Below are 18,509 nucleotides of genomic sequence, written 5' to 3'. Positions count from 1 at the left end.
CGGGTTACCTCAGTACAGGGTTCCGGCGTTGACGATCGGCTGCGTGCCCCGGTCGCCGCACAGGACGACGAGCAGGTTGCTGACCATCGTGGCCTTCCGTTCCTCGTCCAGGTCGACGACGTCCTGCTCGGCCAGCCGGGCCAGGGCGATCTCGACCATGCCGACCGCGCCCTCGACGATCCGGCGCCGGGCCGCGACCACCGCGTTCGCCTGCTGACGCTGCAACATGACCTGGGCGATCTCCGGGGCGTACGAGAGCCGGGTGATACGCGATTCGATCACTTCGACGCCGGCCGCGGTGACCCGGGCGGCGATCTCGGCCGAGAGCCGGCCGGTGATCTCGTCCGCGTTGTCGCGCAGCGAGAGCTGGTCCTCGGCCGCGTCGTAGGGGTAGCTGTTCGCGATGTGCCGGACCGCGGTCTCGCTCTGGATCGCGACGAACTCGACGAAGTCGTCGACCTCGAACACGGCCTTGGCCGTGTCGGAGACCTGCCAGACGACCACGGCGGCGATCTGGATCGGGTTGCCGTCGGCGTCGTTCACCTTGGCCAGCTCGGTCTCGTGGTTGCGGACCCGGGTCGAGACCTTCTCCCGCTTGGTGAGCGGGTTGACCCAGCGCAGGCCGTCGGTGCGGATCGTCCCGGTGTAGTGGCCGAGCAGCTGGACGACCCGGGCCTCGCCCGGGGCCACCGCGGTGAGCCCGGCCAGGCAGATCAGCACGGCCAGGCCGAGCAGGGCGCCGAGGATCGCCAGCGTCACCGGCACCACGCCCGGCGCGGTCACCCCGCCCACGATCACCAGCGCGACGCTGACCAGCAAACCCAGGAACAACAGACCGGCCATCGGCCAGCCCGGCAACCCGTCGGTGCGCTGCTCGCGGACCTGCGGGGCCGGCATCTCGACGAGCTGTTCGGTGGTGGACATCATGCTCTCCTCCTGTGCGGATAGCTCCAGACTAGCAAAGTGATATCACTTTTTTCAACGGGGATTCTCGCGTCGGACTTCGGTGAAGCGGTAAGGTCACCCCCGGATGACGCTGTGTAGCCACGCCCTTTCGCCCCCCTCGAATGCGAGTCGTGATGAGCATCCTGACCAGGAACAACGTTTCGCTGACCGGACGCGAAGGCGGACCGGCCATGGTGTTCGCGCACGGGTTCGGCTGTGACCAGTCGATGTGGCGGTACCTGATGCCCGCCTTCTCCGACCGCTACCGGATCGTCGCGTTCGACTACGTCGGGCACGGAAAATCGGAACTGGCGGCCTACGACGCCGACCGGTACTCGTCGCTCTCCGGCTACGCCCGGGACGTCCTGGACGTGCTCGAGGAGCTCGACCTGAACGACGTCGTGTTCGTCGGGCATTCGGTGAGCTCGATGATCGGCGGGCTGGCCTCGATCGAGCAGCCCGACCGGTTCAAGAGCCTGGTGATGATCGGTCCGTCGCCGCGCTACCTCGATGACGACTCGACCGGATACGTCGGCGGATTTCGCGAAGAGGACCTGACCGGTTTACTCGACTCGATGGAAAGCAACTACCTGGGATGGTCGAGCTCGATGGCCCCCGTGATCATGGGCAACGGCGATCGTCCGGAGCTCGGTGAGGAGCTGACGAACAGCTTCTGCCGCACCGATCCGGCGATCGCCCAGCAGTTCGCCCGGGTCACGTTCCTCGGCGACAACCGGGGCGACCTGGCCAAGATGCCGGTCCGGTCGCTGGTGCTGCAGTGCACCGCGGACGTGATCGCGCCGGAGGTCGTCGGCGAGTACGTGCACGAGCACCTGCCGGAGAGCGAGTACGTCCTGCTCTCCGCGACCGGTCACTGCCCGCACCTGAGCGCGCCGGCCGAGACGATCTCCGCCATGCAAGGTTTCTGCTGACCGGTCGTAATGCTCTGGGGGGAGTAGGGAGTGGACATGTCGGAGCGGCCGAACCCGGCTGCCGAGATCACGTCGGCCGCTACCGGATCCGGCCGGCGTCGGCCGATGGCCCGTCCGCGTCGGCGGGTGGCCGGCTTCGTCTCGTCGTCGGCCGACGACCCGGCCGCCGCTGATCCCGCGCCGGACGACTCCGAGCTGGCCGAGCCGCTCGACCAGGCCCCCTGCGGCTTCGTCGTCACCGACCCCGGTGGCCTGATCGTCCAGGTCAACCGGCACTTCCTGGCCTCCACCGGGTACGACGCCGACGAGGTGGTCGGCCGGTTGCGCTTCCAGGACCTGCTCGTGCCGGGCGACCAGATCTTCTACGAGACGCACTACTCGCCGCTGCTGCTCATGCAGGGGCACGTCCGCGAGATCGCCGTCGACATCAAGGACGTCCACGGGCAGAGACAGCCGGTCCTGGTCAACGCGGTCCTCGACCGCGACGACGCAGGCAACCCGGCCGTCATCCGGACGACGGTGTTCGGCGCGATCGACCGTCGCCGTTACGAGCTGGAGCTGCTGGCGCAGCGTCAGCGCGCCGAGCGTTCGGAGGCGCGGGTCCGCGCCCTGCAGGCGGTCGCGGCCGAGCTCGCCGCGGCCGGCGACCTGCCCGCGGTCGGACAAGCCCTGGTGGACGCCGCCCTGCTGGTCGTCCAGGGCGACCGGGCCGGGCTCTGGCTGCTCGACCGCAACGAGCTGGCGACCGCGACCGAGGCCGACGAGGCGCTCGGCAACGACACGGCGACGCTCCCGGCCAACGGGCTGATCCAGATCGCCGCGGTGAACATCAGCGACTTCTCCGAGTTCGCGCACATCCCGATGCCCGACCCGGCGACGTTCCGGACGAGACGCAACGGCCCGGTGCTGATCGACTCGCCGGAGTCCATCCAGCCGCACCACCCGCTGATCGCCGCCGCGATGGAGCGCACGAACGTCGGGACGCTCGTCGTCATCCCGCTCGACGTCGGCGACCAGCGTGTCGGCGTGCTGGCCGCTGGCTGCACCGAGCCGCGTCTGCTCGACGAGGAAGACCGCGAGCTGCTGCACGCGCTGGGCCGGCAGGGCGGGCAGGCGCTGGAGCGGGCGGTGCTGCACGCCGAGGCCGAGAAGGCGGCCGAGCGCTCGGACTTCCTGGCCTCCTCGGGCCGGGCGCTGGAGGAGCGGGTCGGGCTGGTCGACCGGGCCGAGAAGCTGGTCGAGATGGTCACCCGGGAGCTGGCCGAGGTCGCGAGCGTCGAGTTCGTCGAGCACGAGGGCACCCGCCGGCTCGCCCACGCCCGCTCGGCCCGGCTGCCGGCCACCGGCATCGGCAACCTGATCGGCATCGAGCCCGGCCGGGCCGGCAACCTGATCGCCCAGGTCGTCGCCGGGAACCGGCCCAAGCTGGTGGCCGAGCGGCTGCCGATCACGCCGTCCGGGCCGCGGCCGGCGAACTGGTGGCTCGCGCTACCGTTGCGCGCCTCCGGCCGCACGCTCGGCGCGCTGGTGCTCGGCCGCTACGGCCGTGCGTTCAGCGTCGACGAGGTCGCGTACTGCGCCGAGGTGGCGGCCACCGCGGCGCTCGCGCTGGACAACGCCCGCCGCTACGAGCAGGAGCGTGAGGTCGCGTACACGCTGCAGCGCAGCCTGCTCTCCGGCGGCCTGCCCCGCCGCCAGGGCCTGCGGATCGCCACCCACTACCGGCCGGCGATGGAGAACCTCGAGGTCGGTGGCGACTGGTACGACGCGTTCGAGCTGGGCGACGACCGCATCGGCATCGTCGTCGGGGACGTCGTCGGCCGAGGGTTGAACGCGGCCAGCGCGATGGGTCAGATCCGCAGCGCGATCCGCGCGCTGGCCGGGGCGGGCCTCGGCCCGGCCGCGCTGCTCGACCAGCTCGACCGGTTCGTCGGTCAGTTCGACGCCGGACGGATGGCGACGCTGATCTACCTGGAGCTCAACCCGCGCACCGGGTTCGTGCGCTACGCCTGCGCCGGCCACTTCCCGCCGTTGCTGGTCCAGGGCGACGAGGAGGCGCAGTACCTCTGGGACGGCCGGTCGACCCCGCTGGACGCCTACGCCGGACAGCCGGGCCGGTCGGAGGCCGAGGTCACGCTGCTGCCGGGCGCGCGGCTGCTGCTCTACACCGACGGGCTGGTCGAGCGCCGGGGCCGGCTGATCTGGCGCGGGCTCGAGCTGCTGCGCGAGGAGATGGAGAAGCACCGGACGTCGTCCGCGGCGGCGATCGTCGAGAGCCTGTCCGAGACGATGCTGCTCGACGAGGGCGCCCGCGACGACGTCTGCCTGCTGGCGCTGTCGCTCGCGGAGTCGACGCCGTTCGAGGAGGAGATCCCGGCCGATCTCGGCGAGCTCACCGGCGTCCGCAACCGGCTCCGGGCCTGGCTGGCCGACCACGAGGTCGACAAGCACGACGGGTTCGCGATCGTCCTGGCCTGCTCGGAGGCGATCGGGAACGCGATCGAACACGGCTACCGCACCGGGGGGAGCGGCGCCGGGCCGCGCACGGTGTCGATCTCGGCCTCGATCGTCGACGAGCGCGTCGACGTGACGATCCGCGACAGCGGACTCTGGCAGCCACGGGAGACCCCGCCCGACCGCGGGCGCGGGCTGATGCTGATGAAACGACTGATGGACGAAGTCACGGTCGATCGGGTCAGCGCCGACCGGAGTCGGGGCACGACCGTGACGATGTCCCGGCGGGTGAGATGGGTGGGGCCATGACGGGGGACGAGGTAGCGATCGAGAGACCGGCGGCCGTCTCGGTCGGCGATCTGGAGAACGGTGCGGCCAGGCTGGTGTCGTTCTCGGGCGAGATCGACCTGGGCACCGCGCCGGAGCTGGGCGACGTCGTGAGTCAGGAGACCGCGGACGCGCTGGCCGTGGTGCTGGACCTGACCGGGGTGACGTTCCTGGACAGCGCCGGAGTGCGGTTGCTCGACACGCTGGTCGGGGCGGCGGAGAGCCGGGGGTGCGTGATGAAGCTGGTTGCGCCGGAGCACGGGGTTGCCCGGTTCACGTTGACGCTCTGCGCGTTCCGGTCCGATCTGCTGGAGTCGACGGTGGCGCGAGCGGTAGCCAGCCTCAACTAGTTGGTCGCGGTGCTGGCGCTCGGGGCGGGAGCGTCGTCGCCGGCGAGGCTCGTCGTCTTGGTGTTCTGCGTCGCCTGCCACTCGGGCAACGCATCCTCGTTGATCGCGGCGAACATCGACGCCATGGCCTTGTCGTCGAGCTTCACCGCGTCGCCGAACGGCGTCCAGTACGAGTCGGACGTATAAGGCAGCGTCGCGAACGTGATGTCGTCGGGACGGAGGTTGCGCAGCGCGAGCGCGAGCCCCTCCACGTTCATGTCGTCGTCGACGGTGATCGCGCCGGTCGCGGCCCGGAGGAACGCGTCGAAGCGCAGCGGGTTGGAGAGCGTGCCGCCGCTGACCGCCCGGGCCAGCAGCGACTTCAGCACCAGCTGCTGGTTGTGGATGCGCCCGAAGTCGCTGCCGGGGACGTTGTAGCGCTGGCGCATGAAGTCCTGGGCCGAGTCGCCGCCCATGTGGTTGCAACCCTTGGGCCAGACCCGCCCGGTGTGGATCGAGCGGACCGTGTACGTCGTGCAGACCCGGATGCCCCCGACCGCGTTCACCATCGTCCGGACGCTGTTGAAATCGACGACCACCGCGCCGTCGAGCGGCAGGCCGGTGAGCTCGTAGACGGTCTTGGCGGCCAGCGCCGGCCCGCCGAACGAGAACGCCGCGTTGATCTTGTTGTTGCCGCCCTGCCAGCCGCCGCCGGCCGGGATGTGCACGTAGCTGTCGCGCGGGATCGAGACGACGTATGCGCTCTTCAGATCCGTAGTGACGTGGACCAGCATGATCGTGTCGGAGCGCTGCCCGATCGTGTCGGCCTCGATCCCGGTGACCGCGAGCCGGGAGTCGGAGCCGAGCACCAGGAAGTTCAGCGGGCCGGTGATGCTCCGGTCGGGAACGACCGTGTTGCCGCTCTCGTCGGTGCGGACCGTCGTCGGGATGTCGCCGAGCAGGTCGGCGCGCTTGATGTTCTTGTCGTAGCGGGCGCTGATCGCCCAGGCGGCACCGATCGTGCCGACCGAGACCAGCAGGAGGGCAACGCCCACGATCAGCCCCACCGTGGTCCACGGCGTGCCGGTCTTCCGCCCTGCTGCCACGCGCCCCGCCCTCGTCCTGCCGGTCGTGTCTCTTCCCGGCTACATCGGCATCATTGCGATGGAGTCAAGCTCTCGATTCGGATACCCGCTGACCCTGGCGATAATCGCTGTTCGCACCCGGGTCTGCCAGGGGTTACGTGGGCTCGAAGCGGCAACGAACAATGGCGGGGTCCAGTTCCGGTAATGGCTGTTTCCCCGGTCGGGAAATGCCGCAGAAATGGCCGCGCCAAATCGTCGACGTAATTCGACGGGAGAAGAATGGGCAAAGCGGGCCCTACCGGACGGGCGCGTGAGCGCCGCTCGCTGACTAAACGGACGAGCCCCACGGGACCGCACCAAATAGCGCATCTCGCTAGCATCCGTTCTGATGCAAACCCGGCGAAATATCACTCAACTACATAATCATTCGCGACAAATAGCGCAATTGTCGCGCCTTGGTGATGTTAGTCGTGTGAAATGGCTCACTACCGAGCTTTCGTACGTTCCGGGTTTGGACGGTGTGCGCGCGCTGGCCGTCATCGCGGTGCTCGTCTACCACCTCGACGCGCGCCTGCTTCCGGGCGGATTCCTCGGCGTCGACGTGTTCTTCGCGCTGTCCGGGTTCCTGATCACGACGCTGCTGGTGCAGCGTCCGGGGCTGACCAGGTTCTACGTCCGGCGGGCCCGCCGGTTGCTGCCCGCGGCGCTGCTGATGGTCGCGGTCGTGTGCGCGGTCGCGGCGTTCACGATGCCCGCTTACCGCCTGAGCTCGTTGCGCGCGGACGGCCTCTGGACCGTGCTCCAGGCCGCGAACTGGCGGTTCGTCGCGTCCGGGCAGTCGTACGTCGACGCGTTCGCGCCGCCGTCGCCGCTGCGTCACGCGTGGTCGCTCGCGGTCGAGGAGCAGTTCTACCTCGTCTGGCCGGTGCTGGTGGTCGTGATCAGGCGTCGGCTGCTGGTCGTCGCCGGCGTCCTGGCGGTCGTCTCCGCGGTGTGGATGGCCGCCCGGTACAGCGCCGACGACCCGTCGCGGGCCTACTACGGCACCGACACGCGAGCCCATGCCCTGCTCGCCGGGGCCGTGGTGGCGCTGCTGCTGCTCGGGCGGTACGGCACGGTGGTGCGTCGGTGGTTGGTCCGGGCCGCGCTGCCGGCCGGGGCCGGGCTGCTGGTGGCGTCGGCGCTCGTGTCGGACTCCTGGGCCGGCTACTACTGGGGGGCCGGGTTCGGGGTCGCGGTGGCGGCGGCGGTGCTGGTCGGAGCGGTGGCGTCCGGGGCCGGGAAACTGCTGGCCGTGGGGCCCCTGCCGCAGATCGGGCGGGTCTCCTACGCGCTGTACCTCTGGCACTGGCCGGTGTACTGCTGGATCGACGGGGCCGCGGTGTTCACGTCGGGGGCGTTCGCGTCGGTGCCGGTGGTGGCCGTGGTCGCCAAGGTCGGGCTCACCGTGGTGCTGGCCGTGTCGTCGTACGTGCTGGTCGAGACCCGGTTCCGGGCCGGGTCGCGGGCCCGGCACCGGCCTCCGCCGAGGCGGAGGCACCTGCTGCTGGCCCCGGCCGCGTTCGCCGTCGTGCTCGCCGTCGTCCTGATCTCGACGATCCGGGCGGCCCCGCCGCTGGTGGACGACCACGTCGAGGCGCCCGGGGAGGCGGCCGCGGACGAGCCCGTCCGGCTGGCCACGGCCGGTGACTCGGTCGCGCGGAGCCTCGCGCCCGCGCTGCGCCGGGTGGCCACCGCGAACGGGTGGGGGTACGCCGACGGTTCGGTCAGCTCCTGTTCGGTCGCCGCGCTGCTGATGGTCGAGTCGGACGGCTCGGCGTACGCGGCCGGCCGCCGCTGCCCGTCGGTCGTCCCGTCGGTGCAGGGTCAGTTGCTGACCCGCTTCCACCCGACGCTGGTCCTCGTCCACTCCCGCTGGGAGGCGTTCGCGGTCCGCCGTCCCGACGGAACGGTCGTCCGCGCCGGCACCCCGGCCCACGTCGCCTACGTCCGCGCCCGGCTCACCGACGCGTTCCAGCGGCTGACCTCGGGCGGAGCCCGGGTCGTGGTGATCGAGCCGGTCCCGCTGGCCGACTCGCTCTGCCGACGTCTCGGACGCTCGCTCGCGACCTGCCGCGCGCAGGCGTCCGACCCGCGGTTCGTGCAGTACAACGCACTCCGACGGTCGGTCGCGGCGAGTTTCGGCGGCCGGATAACCGTGATCCGGATCGACGACCTGGTCTGCCCGCACGGCCGCTGTACCGACGAGGTCGACGGCCGGGTACCGCGCCCGGACGGCCTGCACTTCTCGGCCGAGGGCGCGGCCTGGATCGTGCCCCGCATCCTGCGCCGGGCCGGTCTCGACCCTGGGGTGGGGATGTGATCGGCGTCGCGGTCGCAGGGTTGGTCACTCGGTGAAACCCTCTGCTACGGTTCGTGTCGCGAAGGGGAGTAGCTCCCAATGTCGCGGTCGACATACTGACGTGTTCGCACGTCCGGCCGCGCGGCCTTCACAGGCGAGCGAGACCTTCGACTCAGGCGATTGATCGCCGGGTCGAGGTCGTGCGCGCACCTGATCCGGCAGTGACCGGAAGGTGTTACGTGACTGGATTCCTCGCGGCCCTGGCCGTCAGCTTCGGCGTGATCTTCGTTGCCGAGCTCGGCGACAAGTCGCAGCTCATGGCCTTGACGTTCGCGACCCGGTTCAAGGCCCTCCCGGTGCTGATCGGCATCACGATCGCGACCGCGGTCGTGCACGCGGTCTCGGTCGCGGTCGGCTACGGTCTCGGCGCGACGCTGCCGACCGGCTGGATCGCGCTGGTCGCGGCGATCGCGTTCCTCGTGTTCGGGGCCTGGACGCTCCGCGGCGACAAGCTCACCGACGAGGAGAAGAACAAGGCCGAACAGACGACGCGGTCCGCGATCGTCGCCGCCTCGGTCGCGTTCTTCCTGGCCGAGCTGGGCGACAAGACGATGCTGGCGACGATCACGCTGGCCACCCAGTACGGCTGGTTCGGCACCTGGCTGGGCTCGACGATCGGGATGGTGGCCGCGGACGCGCTGGCGATCGTCGTCGGACGTCAGCTCGGCCGGCATCTTCCGGAGAAGGCGATCAAGTACGGCGCGGCCGCCCTGTTCTTCATCTTCGGCGTCTGGCTCCTGATCGACGCGATCCTGCAGCTGAACTAACCGGTCAGCGGGGGCGCGAGCGACGCCTCACCGGCCCACTCGGCGGCCCGGATCTCTCGCAGGGCCTGCTTGCGCACCTTCCCGCCCAGCCGCTCCACGTACAGGACGCCGTCCAGGTGATCGGTCTCGTGCTGGAAGCAGCGGGCCAGGTACCCGTCGCCGACCACGTCCACCGGGTTGCCGTCGACGTCGACCCCGGTGACGCGGACCTGCGACGCCCGTGGCGTCGGGAAGCGCAGGCCCGGGATGGACAGGCAGCCCTCGCTCTCCTCCTCGAGCTCGGTCGAGAGCCGCTCGAGGACCGGGTTGACGACGTGGCCGCGCTTGCCCGGCCCGCAGTCGTACGTGAACAGCCGCAGGCCGACGCCGACCTGCGGGCCGGCCAGCCCGGCGCCCGGAGCCGCCTTCATCGAGGCCGTCATCTTCTCGACCAGTTCGGCCAGCGTGGCGTCGAACACGGTCACCGGGGCGGCCGGCCGGTGCAGCACGGCCTGCCCGGTCAGGACGATCGGCAGCAGCCCGTCCGGCCCCACCGCGGGGATCACGAGCGCTTCGGTCACGCTGTCCACTGGTCGTCCTCCGGGGGAAGTAGCGGGAAGATGCGGGACACCAGGGCCACGGGCCGGGCGTCCGGCGGCCGGGCGTCGGCCTGTTCTCGGGATGCGTAGGGCTCGGCGACCCGGCGCAGCGCCGCCGCCACCGCGGCCATCTCGTCCGGGGTCAGCCAGAGCACGTGGCTGGCCGCGTCGTCGGTGTGCCAGCGCGGGTCGACCTGATCGCGGCCGGCCCGCCAGCGGCGGTAGCCCTCGTCCTCGAGATCGCGCATCAGCGGATCCAGGACGCGGAGCTGCCACGGCTTGCGACGTCCGCTGCCCGGCGGCACCGGCGCCTCCTCGACCAGCCCGGCCCGGGCCAGCTGGCGCAGGTGGAACGAGCACGACCCCGAGCTCTCACCCAGCCGCCGGGCGGCCTCGTTCGCGGTCACCGGCCCGTCGGCGAGCAGCTCGAGCAGCGCGGTGCGCACCGGGTGGTCGTCCACGCTTTGCAAAGTACCAGCTTTGCAAAGTTGTCACGGCGGCGAGAGCAGCACCCGCACGGTCGAGAGAGCGGTCTCGATCTCCGGCTCACCCCGCCCCAGCAGGTGCGCGTACATGTGGAAGTCGCATACCCGGACGATCGCTATCGCCAGCGCGGGGACCGGCAGCCGCAGCGGCAACCGCCCGGCCGTGTGCTCGCGCTCGAGCAGCTCCTCCATGAGCGCCGCGGCCCGGCTCTCGATCGCGCCCGGCATCGTCGCCAGCCGGATGAACGTCATCGGTTCGCGGTGGGTCAGCGCCTTGAGCCCGGGCGCGCTCAGTACCGCGCGCATGAATCGCGCCAGCACGTCGACCACGTACTCCGGGCCGGCCGCCGCGCCGGCCGACTTCTCGGCGAACCGGAACGTCCGCTCGGTCGCCTCGGCCAGTACCACCGCGAGCAGCTCGTCGCGGTTGCCGACCCACCGGTAGAGCGTCGCCCGGCCGATGCCCAGCTGGTGCGCGAGCGCGGACATGTCGACGGGCTCGCCGTCGAGGTAGGCCCGCGTGGCGAGCACGACGACGTCCGCCGGGCCCTTGGCGTGGAGCACCGGCGCTGATCGCTCGGCCACTGGAACTCCCGGTCACTCGGCTCTGCGCTGCCCGGTCATCGTAGTGGTCCAGGTCACTCCGGCCGCAGGCCACCGGCCCCGGCCAACTCAACTCGGCGGTTGCCGGGTCGATGGACGGTCGTGAACGTCCGCGAGACCGTCCGTGCGTGGTCGCTGCTGCATCGCGTCCGCGCGCTGTTTCTCGTGTTCGCGATCCTGTCCCTGCCCCGGCCCGTGGTCGCGGTCCTGATCGACGGCTGGCCGCCGTGGTGGGCGCGGGCCGCGGTCGCCGGAGGCCTGGTTCTGCTCGCCCCGTGGTGGATCCGCGGCTTCCGGCGCCAGCGATTCGTCCGCTGGGTGGAGCCGCTGGAGTGGGCGGTGCTGGCGGCCGTCTCGGCCACGGCCGCGGACACCAGCCCGGCCGCCGGGATGGTGTTCCCGATGATGTTCTTCCGGACGATGTACGGCACCCGGGCCGACACGATCCGGCGCCTCGTCTACCTGGAGCTCGCGCTGGTGGGGCCGGTCGCGGTCCGCGCGGAGCTGGACCCGGACTTCCGCATGCTCGATCCGGCCGTCCCGATCCAGGTCGCGGTGCTCACCGTCCTGATGTCGGTGCTGAAATTCGCGCTCGCGCAGCACGAGCGGATGGTGGCCCGCGAGCGGCTGCTGGTCGTCGGCGCGAGCGCCGTCGTCGCCGCGACCGACCGGCCGGCGATCTACCAGACCGCGGTCGACATCGCGCTCGGCCTGGTCGGGCCCGGTTCCGGCATCCGGACGACGCTAGCCGTCGGTGAGAGCACGACGACGAAGATCGAGGCCGCGGCCGGGGCGCACATCGATGGCCTGGTCGGGCTGCGCGTCCACCTCGACCGGATGCCGGCCGGCATGCTCACGCGATTCCGGGCCGGCGAACCGATCTACCTCGAGGGCGACGACTGCGGGGCGCTCAACGGGGTCGCGGAGGTGCCGGTCTGCCAGGGCGGCCTCTTCCTCGTCCCGCTGCGGTCGGCCAAGCATCGGCTCGGCACGCTGTCGATCGGATCGGACCGGCCGCTGCGCCCGGAGATCCGCTCCAGCCTCGTCACCTGGGCCGCGCAACTGGCGACCGCGCTGGAGAGCCAGATCCTCAACGAGGAGCTGACCCACCGCGCGTTCCACGATCCGCTGACCGGCCTGCCCAACCGGGCCCTCGTCCACGACCGGCTGCAGGCCGCGTTGACCGCCGGCCGGGATGCCCGCCCGGTCGCGTTCCTGCTCGTCGATCTCGACGGCTTCAAGCAGGTCAACGACGTCTACGGCCACAAGGCCGGAGACGAGCTGCTGTGTTCGGTCGCCGGCCGGCTCTCCGCCTGCGTCCGCCAGGGAGACACGGTCGGACGCCTGGGCGGCGACGAATTCGCGGTGATCCTGCCCGGGCTGACGGACTCCGAGCGCGCCACCGACGTGGCTGCCCGCCTGGTGGACGCGGTCCGGATGCCGGTCGTCGCCGACGGGCACCTGGTCGGCGTGGGCGCCAGCGTCGGGGTCGCGTACGCCGACCCGGGCGCGAACCTCGACGACCTGGTCCGGGCCGCCGACACGGCGATGTACGGCGTCAAGGCAACGAGAGCCGGCGGCTACGCGGTGTCGGCCGGGGTCTAGGGACGGCACCTGCGGCGATCGGGCGGTCTCGCGGCGGGCTGAGCAGCACGATCCGGCCGGCCGCGGCCGGCCGAAGGCCGAACGGCCGAAGGCCGTCCGGCCGACCGCCGGGCAGGCCGGCGATACCCGGCGGCTCCGGCTGCTGCCGGCGGAGGGTTCGGCGCCCCGGCCAGGGCCGAGCGCGGGAGGGACCGGAGCCGGTCGTGGCCGACCACGCCTATTCGCATCCTCGACCCGCGCCGCGCGGCGGCGTCGCGAGATCGCCGCGACGATTTCCGAGCGCTGCGATCGGGTCGCCCGGCGCGCCGGAAAGGGCTCGCCCAGAGGTCGGCCACCGGTGTTCGACCCGGTCGTTACCGAACGCTGCTCCAACCGGCTCGAATTCGGTGCGACGCCGAGCTGGCTGACCTGATTCGTCGGCCGGCGGGGCCTAGTTCGCGGGGGCGGCGTCGGTGGCCAGCTCCCAGAACGCGACCGCGGAGTCGGGCTCCCAGCCGTACACCGACGTGTGCGGCTGCAGGCAGCGGTAGGTCTTGCCCGCGTAGACGACCTCGTCGCCGGCGTCGTACTCGGTGCCGGGCGTCCAGTCCGGGATCCGGTTCCCGTTGTCCTCGACGCCCGAGGACGGCGACGAGCTCGGTTGCCCCGCGCTGGCCGGTGCGGTGCTGGGTTTCGGAGCGGAGCTTGGCGCACTGGCCCGCGGGGTCTTGGCCGGCGGGGCGCTCGCGGCCCCACCGAACACGACGTCCGAGCAGGCGTAGAGCGCCGAGTCGTCGTCGGCGTCCTCCCAGATCGTGTAGATGAGCTGCCGTCCGGACCGGGACGGCAACTGGGCCTCCACCCGGTAGGTATTGTCTCGGCCGGGCTGGCCGCTGGCCTGGCCGAGCGGCGTCGTGTCGAGGTCGGCCCAGGTCAGCGGCTTGTTCGCGTCGTACGTGGTCTTGGTGAGGTAGAAGCGCAGCAGGCCGGCCCGGCGATCGTCCAGGCGGTACTGCAGCGTGATCGTCGCGCCGCTGGTGACCGCGGTGGCCGGCCAGTCGTCGCGGGCGAGGTCGAGGCCGCGGTAGCGCTCCCGGCCGGCGCTGCACAGCCGGGTGTCGGGGATGACCTCGCGGTGCCGGTCGCCGACGTCCGGAATGCCGATGTCGGTGCCGTCGCCCAGGCCGCTGCCGCTGTCGTCACCGGTCGCGGGCCGGACGGCCAGCGCGGCCCGGCAGGCCGCCGACGTGTCCCGGCCCTGGCTGCCCGGGCGGCACGCGTACCCCCGGCTCGGTGGCGAGGTCGTGGTACCGGACGCGTCGGCGCCGGGCGTCCACAAGAGTAGGAGCGGAACCACGATGAGCGCGGCGGCCGCCAGGCAGACGCCCGCGATCACCTGCGTGCGGCGGTCGAACCGCAGGCGTGGGGATTCCGGCTCGGAGGGCGGAGGCGCGGCCGGCTCGGCGTGGTGACGGCCGGGCGCGGGCAGCTCGGACGAGGGAGCGGGCGGCGCGGGTGCCGAGGTCGCCACCGCCCCGGCGGCCCGGACGATGAGCTTGGTCAGGTCACCGGTCAGCTCGGACGGTGACTTCGCCGCCCGGCGGTGTGACCCACGGGCGGGCGGCTGGAGCGACCCCGCCGACCTCGTCTGCCCGTCCACTGGACTCCGTCCTACCCCCATCAGCCCGACCAGCTGACCGCGCTGATGCTAGTGCACCCAGGCGTTCACGCGTTACTGCTGTGCTTGGGGTACGTGTCCCACGCCGCACCAGTTCATCGCTCCCGGCGGGTTTGCTACCCGGGGTCCTCGGGATAGCCCTACCTGAAGCGTTATGTAAGGAGCGATAAGTGGCGCAAACAGCAATCCGAGAGATCGAGCGGAAGTACGAACTGCCGGCCGGAGTGGCGGTGCCGACGCTGGACGACCTGCCCGGAGTGGCGGTCGACCCGGCGGCGGACGTGTTCCGGCTCGAGGCGGTCTACTTCGACACGGCCGACCTGCGGCTCGCCTCGCACCGGATCACGCTGCGCCGCCGCACCGGAGGAGACGACGCCGGCTGGCACCTGAAGCTGCCGGCCGGTCCGGACGGGCGGGACGAGATCCACTGGCCGCTCGGACGCAGCAGCCGCACCGTCCCGGCCGAGCTCGCGTCGCTGGTCACCGCGTACGCGCGGGGGTCGAAACTGGAGCCGGTCGCGCGGATCCGGACCACCAGGACCCGGCGTCGCCTGCGCGACGACGCCGGCGAGGTGCTGGCCGAGCTGGTCGCCGACGACGTGGCCGGTGAGGCGCTCGGCCGCGAGGTGACGGTCTCGTCGTGGTCGGAGATCGAGGTCGAACTGGCCGGGGGCGAGCGGGAGCTGCTGGATCGGGTCGAGCGGCGGCTGCGCCGGGCCGGGGTGCGGCGGTCCGCGCACGTGTCCAAGCTGGCCCGGGTGCTCGGTGACCGGCTGGAGACCGATCGGACGCCTCGCCGGAAGCGGTCGTCGGTCGGCACCGTCGTCGTCGACCACCTGAGCGAGCAGGTCGAGACCCTGCTCGCGTACGACCCGCGGGTGCGCCGCGACGAGCCGGACTCGATCCACAAGATGCGCGTCGCCACCCGTCGGCTGCGCTCGGCGCTGCAGACGTTCGGCACGGTCGTCGAGCGGGAGTCGACCCGGCCGCTGACCGACGAACTCAAGTGGCTGGCCGGCGTGCTCGGCGAGGCCCGCGACCTCGAGGTGCTGCGCGAGCGGTTCGAGTCCGAGGTCGCCGCCACCCCCGACGAGCTCGTGGTCGGGCCGATCAAGGCCCGGATCACCGCACACCTGGCGCACCAGCAGGCCGAGGCGCGCGAGCACGTGCTCGAGGCGCTGGGCAGCCGCCGCTACTTCGACCTGCTCGACGCGCTCGACGCCCTGGTGGACGCCCCGCCGCTGACCGGCGACTCGCGTCGTCCGGCCGGCAAGGCGCTGCCACGCACGCTGCTCAAGAACCACCGCCGGGTGTCCCGGCAGGTGTCGGCCGCGTCCGGTCTGGGGCCGGGCGAGGACCGGGACGTCGCATTGCACGAGGCCCGGAAGGCCGCCAAGCGGGCCAGGTACGCCGGTGAGCTGGCCCAGCCGGCGCTGGGCAAGACGGCCAAGCGGTTCGCGAAGGACATGGAGGACGTCCAGGAGGAGCTCGGCGCCCACCAGGACAGCGTGGTCGCGCGGGGCGTGCTGCGTGAGATCGGCATGCAGGCGCACCTGGCCGGCGAGAACGGGTTCACGTTCGGGCTGCTGTACGGGACCGAGAAGGAGCGGGCGGACAACATCGAGGCCCGGATCCCCGCGGTCCGAAAGGCGGTCAAGGCAGCTCGGCGTCGCCTGAACTGATAGAACTCGTCGCGGTACGCTCCGGTGTTACTGTCCGGTAGCCCGCGATCAGAGAGGCCTCAGCGATGCGGTCGTTCCTGCGCCGAGGATCCGCTGTACTGCTCGCCGCCGTACTGGCGGCCGGTCTGGCCGCCTGCAGCGGCGATTCCGGGAACTCGTCCGGCTCGTCCACAAAGGGCGCGGTCGACGAGTTGGACGCCCCGGTGGTGACCACCGAGGGCGGCGCGCTGAGAGGGGCCAGCGCCGAGGGGTACCGATCATTCCTCGGCGTCCCGTTCGCCGCGCCGCCCGTCGGCCCGCTGCGCTGGCGTCCGCCCCAGCCGGCCGCGAAGTGGTCGGGGGAGCGCGACGCCACGCAGCCGGGCTCGGCCTGCGTCCAGCCCGGGAGCATCGTCAGCGGGGGCGACTCCGGCAACGGGAGCACCACTGAGGACTGTCTCTACCTGAACGTCTACACGCCGACCGCGGGCACCGCGCGCCGCACGCTGCCCGAGCAGGCCGACCAGGGCAAGCTGCCGGTGATGGTGTGGATCCACGGTGGCAGCTACATCAACGGCGCCGGGTCGGACTACGGACCGGGGCGTCTGGTCACGCAGGGCGGCGTGATCGTCGTGACGATCAACTACCGGCTCGGCGCGATGGGCTTCCTCGCGCTTCCGGGGCTCTCGAGCGAGCAGCCGCTGGGTTCGGGCACGTACGGGCTGCTCGACCAGCAGGCCGCGCTGCGCTGGGTGCAGAAGAACATCGGCAACTTCGGCGGCGACGCGAAGAACGTCACGCTGTTCGGCGAGTCGGCCGGTGGCGGCAGCGTCTGCGCCCAGATGGTGTCGCCACAGGCCAAGGGGCTGTTCGCGAAGGCGATCGCGGAGAGTGGATGCGCGCTGCGCGGCCCGACCCAGGCCCGTGCGGAGCAGACCGGCGCGGCGCTGGCGGCCAAGCTCGGCTGCCGCGGTGCGGCGGTGGTGACGTGCCTGCGGGCCAAGTCGCCCGCGGTGATCCGGTCGGCTTCCTCGTCGACCGGCACCTCGCTGACCTACGCGCCGGCGTCCGGCGGGCCGGTGCTGCCGACCGACATGGAGTCGGCGTTCGACCGCGGTGCGTTCCAGGACGTCCCGCTGTTGCAGGGCACCAACCACGACGAGGGCCGGCTGTTCATCCTGTCGCTCGGGTTCCAGAGCCTCGGCCCGGAGCTCTACGCGACCGCGCTGCAGCGCGCGACCGGGTCGCTGGCCGGCCAGATCGCGGCCCGGTACCCGCTGAAGAAGTACGGCACGGTCGGCGACGCGCTCGGAGCGATCGTCACCGATGCGACGTTCTCCTGCCCGGCGCTGCGGACCAACGAGGCCGCGGCCAAGCGCACCAAGGTCTACGCGTACGAGTTCAACGACCCGAACGCGCCGCTGCCCAAGATCGCCGGGTACCCGCTGAAGGCGGCCCACGCGGCCGAGCTGCCGTACCTGTTCGACCTGAAGCGGCTCGGGGCGCTGCCGCCGGCCGCGCAGACGCTCAGCAAGCAGATGATCGCGTACTGGACGAGCTTCGCGATCGACGGTGACCCGAACACCGACGGGGCACCGAAGTGGGCGGAGTTCTCCCCGGGCGGCTCGAGCTTGCAGGCGCTGGTGCCCACCGGGGCCAAGCCGCTCGAGGCGTCGGACTTCGCGACCGACCACAACTGCGACTTCTGGGCCCAGCACCCCACTTTGTCGCTGCGCAGCTAGGGCCTGTTTGTATTGCTGGTCAGCGCAGCCATTCGTTGATCGCGGCGATCAGGAGGGTGGCCAGGTAGCGGACGGCGAGTTTGTCGTATCGGGTGGCCACGCCGCGGTAGCGCTTCAGGCGGTTGATCCCGCACTCGACAGCATGGCGCTGCTTGTAGGTCTCAAGGTCGAAGGCCGGTGGTCGGCCGCCATTGCGGCCGCGGCGTTTGCGGTGGCTGATCCGGTCGGCCGGTTCGGGAATGGTGGCGCGGATCCCGCGTCGGCGCAGGTAGCTGCGGTTGGCGCGGGATCCGTAGGCCTTGTCGGCCAGGACCCGGGTCGGCCAGGACCCGCGTCGGCTGGGTCCTGGGTCGGCCGGGTCCTGGGCCGACCGGCCCGGCCGGTGACGCGGACGGCGTCGGGGACCGGCTGGAACTGCGGCGCGTCACCGGCCTGTCCGGCGGTGATCAGCAGCGACAACGGGCGTTGCCCAGCCTCGGCCGCGAGGTGGATCTTGGTGCTCAGCCCGCCGCGTGACCGTCCCAGACCATGGTCGTTGGGCACCCTCCCGGCGGTTGTTTCTGTTCGCTGCCCCTTGACGAGCGCCAGCGGCGTGCTGGTGGGCCCGGACCACGGTCGAGTCAACCGACACGTCCCAGGTGATCAGACCCCGCGCCTGGGCCCGAGACTGCAGATCGGACACGATCCGTGTCTAGGTCCCGTCACGCTGCCAGTCCCGGAAGAGCCCATACGCAGTCTCCCAGGGTCCGTAGCGTTCGGGCAGGTCACGCCACGGAGCACCGGTCCGGATCCGCCACCGGATCCCGTCAATGACCTGCCGCCGCGGACGCGGCGGGCGGCCGCCCGGCTTCGCCGGCGGCAACACCGCCGACAGAACATCCCACTGCGCGTTCGTCAGATCACCACGAGCCACACATCACCCAACGAGCGACCGGCTT

General features: G+C 71.7%; 14 protein-coding genes and 1 pseudogene. 8 read left to right on the top strand and 7 right to left on the bottom strand.

The annotated features are described in order from the left end of the window. Positions 1–9 precede the first annotated feature (9 nt). On the bottom strand, positions 10–927 hold the full coding sequence (locus tag FL583_RS32750) for an SPFH domain-containing protein (protein WP_142708751.1): 918 nt from the start codon (positions 925–927) through the stop codon (positions 10–12). 152 nt (positions 928–1,079) lie between these two features. Here FL583_RS32750 and FL583_RS32745 point away from each other — a divergent pair, with 152 nt between their 5' ends. Genes FL583_RS32745 through FL583_RS32735 form a run of 3 tightly spaced genes read left to right on the top strand, consistent with a single transcriptional unit; the run spans position 1,080 to position 5,008 of the window. Then, a complete protein-coding gene (locus tag FL583_RS32745; RefSeq protein ID WP_142708777.1) occupies positions 1,080–1,877 on the top strand; it encodes an alpha/beta fold hydrolase in 798 nt (265 codons plus the stop codon). Positions 1,878–1,913: 36 nt separating this feature from the next. Continuing rightward, positions 1,914–4,640: a SpoIIE family protein phosphatase gene (locus FL583_RS32740; RefSeq protein ID WP_142708750.1), complete on the top strand. Its 2,727-nt coding sequence runs from the start codon at positions 1,914–1,916 to the stop codon at positions 4,638–4,640. Further along, positions 4,637–5,008: an STAS domain-containing protein gene (locus FL583_RS32735; protein ID WP_142708749.1), complete on the top strand. Its 372-nt coding sequence runs from the start codon at positions 4,637–4,639 to the stop codon at positions 5,006–5,008. Before FL583_RS32740 ends, FL583_RS32735 begins: the two co-directional genes overlap by 4 nt. On the opposite strand, the gene FL583_RS32730 is transcribed toward FL583_RS32735, so the two are convergent. Continuing rightward, positions 5,005–6,093 carry an LCP family protein gene (locus FL583_RS32730; RefSeq protein ID WP_142708748.1) on the bottom strand — a complete coding sequence of 363 codons (1,089 nt, stop codon included), beginning with the start codon at positions 6,091–6,093 and terminating at the stop codon, positions 5,005–5,007. The genes FL583_RS32735 and FL583_RS32730 overlap by 4 nt on opposite strands. Positions 6,094–6,583: 490 nt before the next feature. Here FL583_RS32730 and FL583_RS32725 point away from each other — a divergent pair, with 490 nt between their 5' ends. Next, positions 6,584–8,434: an acyltransferase family protein gene (locus tag FL583_RS32725; RefSeq protein ID WP_170323987.1), complete on the top strand. Its 1,851-nt coding sequence runs from the start codon at positions 6,584–6,586 to the stop codon at positions 8,432–8,434. A 218-nt stretch (positions 8,435–8,652) separates the two neighbouring features. Continuing rightward, positions 8,653–9,240, top strand: coding sequence for a TMEM165/GDT1 family protein (locus tag FL583_RS32720; RefSeq protein WP_142708746.1), 588 nt, complete (start codon positions 8,653–8,655; stop codon positions 9,238–9,240). Here FL583_RS32720 and def read toward each other — a convergent pair. Genes def through FL583_RS32705 form a run of 3 tightly spaced genes read right to left on the bottom strand, consistent with a single transcriptional unit; the run spans position 9,237 to position 10,888 of the window. Then, positions 9,237–9,809, bottom strand: coding sequence for a peptide deformylase (gene def / locus FL583_RS32715; RefSeq protein ID WP_240746885.1), 573 nt, complete (start codon positions 9,807–9,809; stop codon positions 9,237–9,239). The genes FL583_RS32720 and def overlap by 4 nt on opposite strands. Then, positions 9,797–10,279, bottom strand: coding sequence for an ArsR/SmtB family transcription factor (locus tag FL583_RS32710; RefSeq protein ID WP_142708745.1), 483 nt, complete (start codon positions 10,277–10,279; stop codon positions 9,797–9,799). The genes def and FL583_RS32710 overlap by 13 nt, the downstream gene beginning before the upstream one ends. Positions 10,280–10,309: 30 nt before the next feature. Then, a complete protein-coding gene (locus tag FL583_RS32705; RefSeq protein ID WP_205752678.1) occupies positions 10,310–10,888 on the bottom strand; it encodes a QsdR family transcriptional regulator in 579 nt (192 codons plus the stop codon). 120 nt (positions 10,889–11,008) lie between these two features. Here FL583_RS32705 and FL583_RS32700 point away from each other — a divergent pair, with 120 nt between their 5' ends. Continuing rightward, the gene (locus FL583_RS32700) at positions 11,009–12,511 is read left to right on the top strand and encodes a GGDEF domain-containing protein (RefSeq protein WP_205752677.1); all 1,503 of its coding nucleotides are present in this window, start codon (positions 11,009–11,011) and stop codon (positions 12,509–12,511) included. Positions 12,512–12,941: 430 nt separating this feature from the next. Here FL583_RS32700 and FL583_RS32695 read toward each other — a convergent pair whose 3' ends face one another. After that, a complete protein-coding gene (locus FL583_RS32695) occupies positions 12,942–14,150 on the bottom strand; it encodes a lytic polysaccharide monooxygenase (RefSeq protein ID WP_170323986.1) in 1,209 nt (402 codons plus the stop codon). 188 nt (positions 14,151–14,338) lie between these two features. On the opposite strand from FL583_RS32695, the gene FL583_RS32690 reads away from it, so the two are divergent. Beyond that, a complete protein-coding gene (locus tag FL583_RS32690) occupies positions 14,339–15,850 on the top strand; it encodes a CYTH and CHAD domain-containing protein (protein WP_142708742.1) in 1,512 nt (503 codons plus the stop codon). 65 nt (positions 15,851–15,915) lie between these two features. Then, on the top strand, positions 15,916–17,571 hold the full coding sequence (locus FL583_RS32685) for a carboxylesterase/lipase family protein (protein ID WP_142708741.1): 1,656 nt from the start codon (positions 15,916–15,918) through the stop codon (positions 17,569–17,571). Between the two features lie 19 nt (positions 17,572–17,590). Here the strand turns inward: FL583_RS32685 and FL583_RS32680 are convergent. Beyond that, positions 17,591–18,484 (bottom strand): annotated as a pseudogene (locus tag FL583_RS32680) (IS5 family transposase). Between the last annotated feature and the right edge of the window lie 25 nt (positions 18,485–18,509).

It is taken from the genome of Cryptosporangium phraense, from assembly GCF_006912135.1.
Lineage (GTDB): Bacteria > Actinomycetota > Actinomycetes > Mycobacteriales > Cryptosporangiaceae > Cryptosporangium > Cryptosporangium phraense.
The sequence above is the reverse complement of the archived record's forward strand: the minus strand, read 5'-3'. Positions and strand labels throughout refer to the sequence as shown.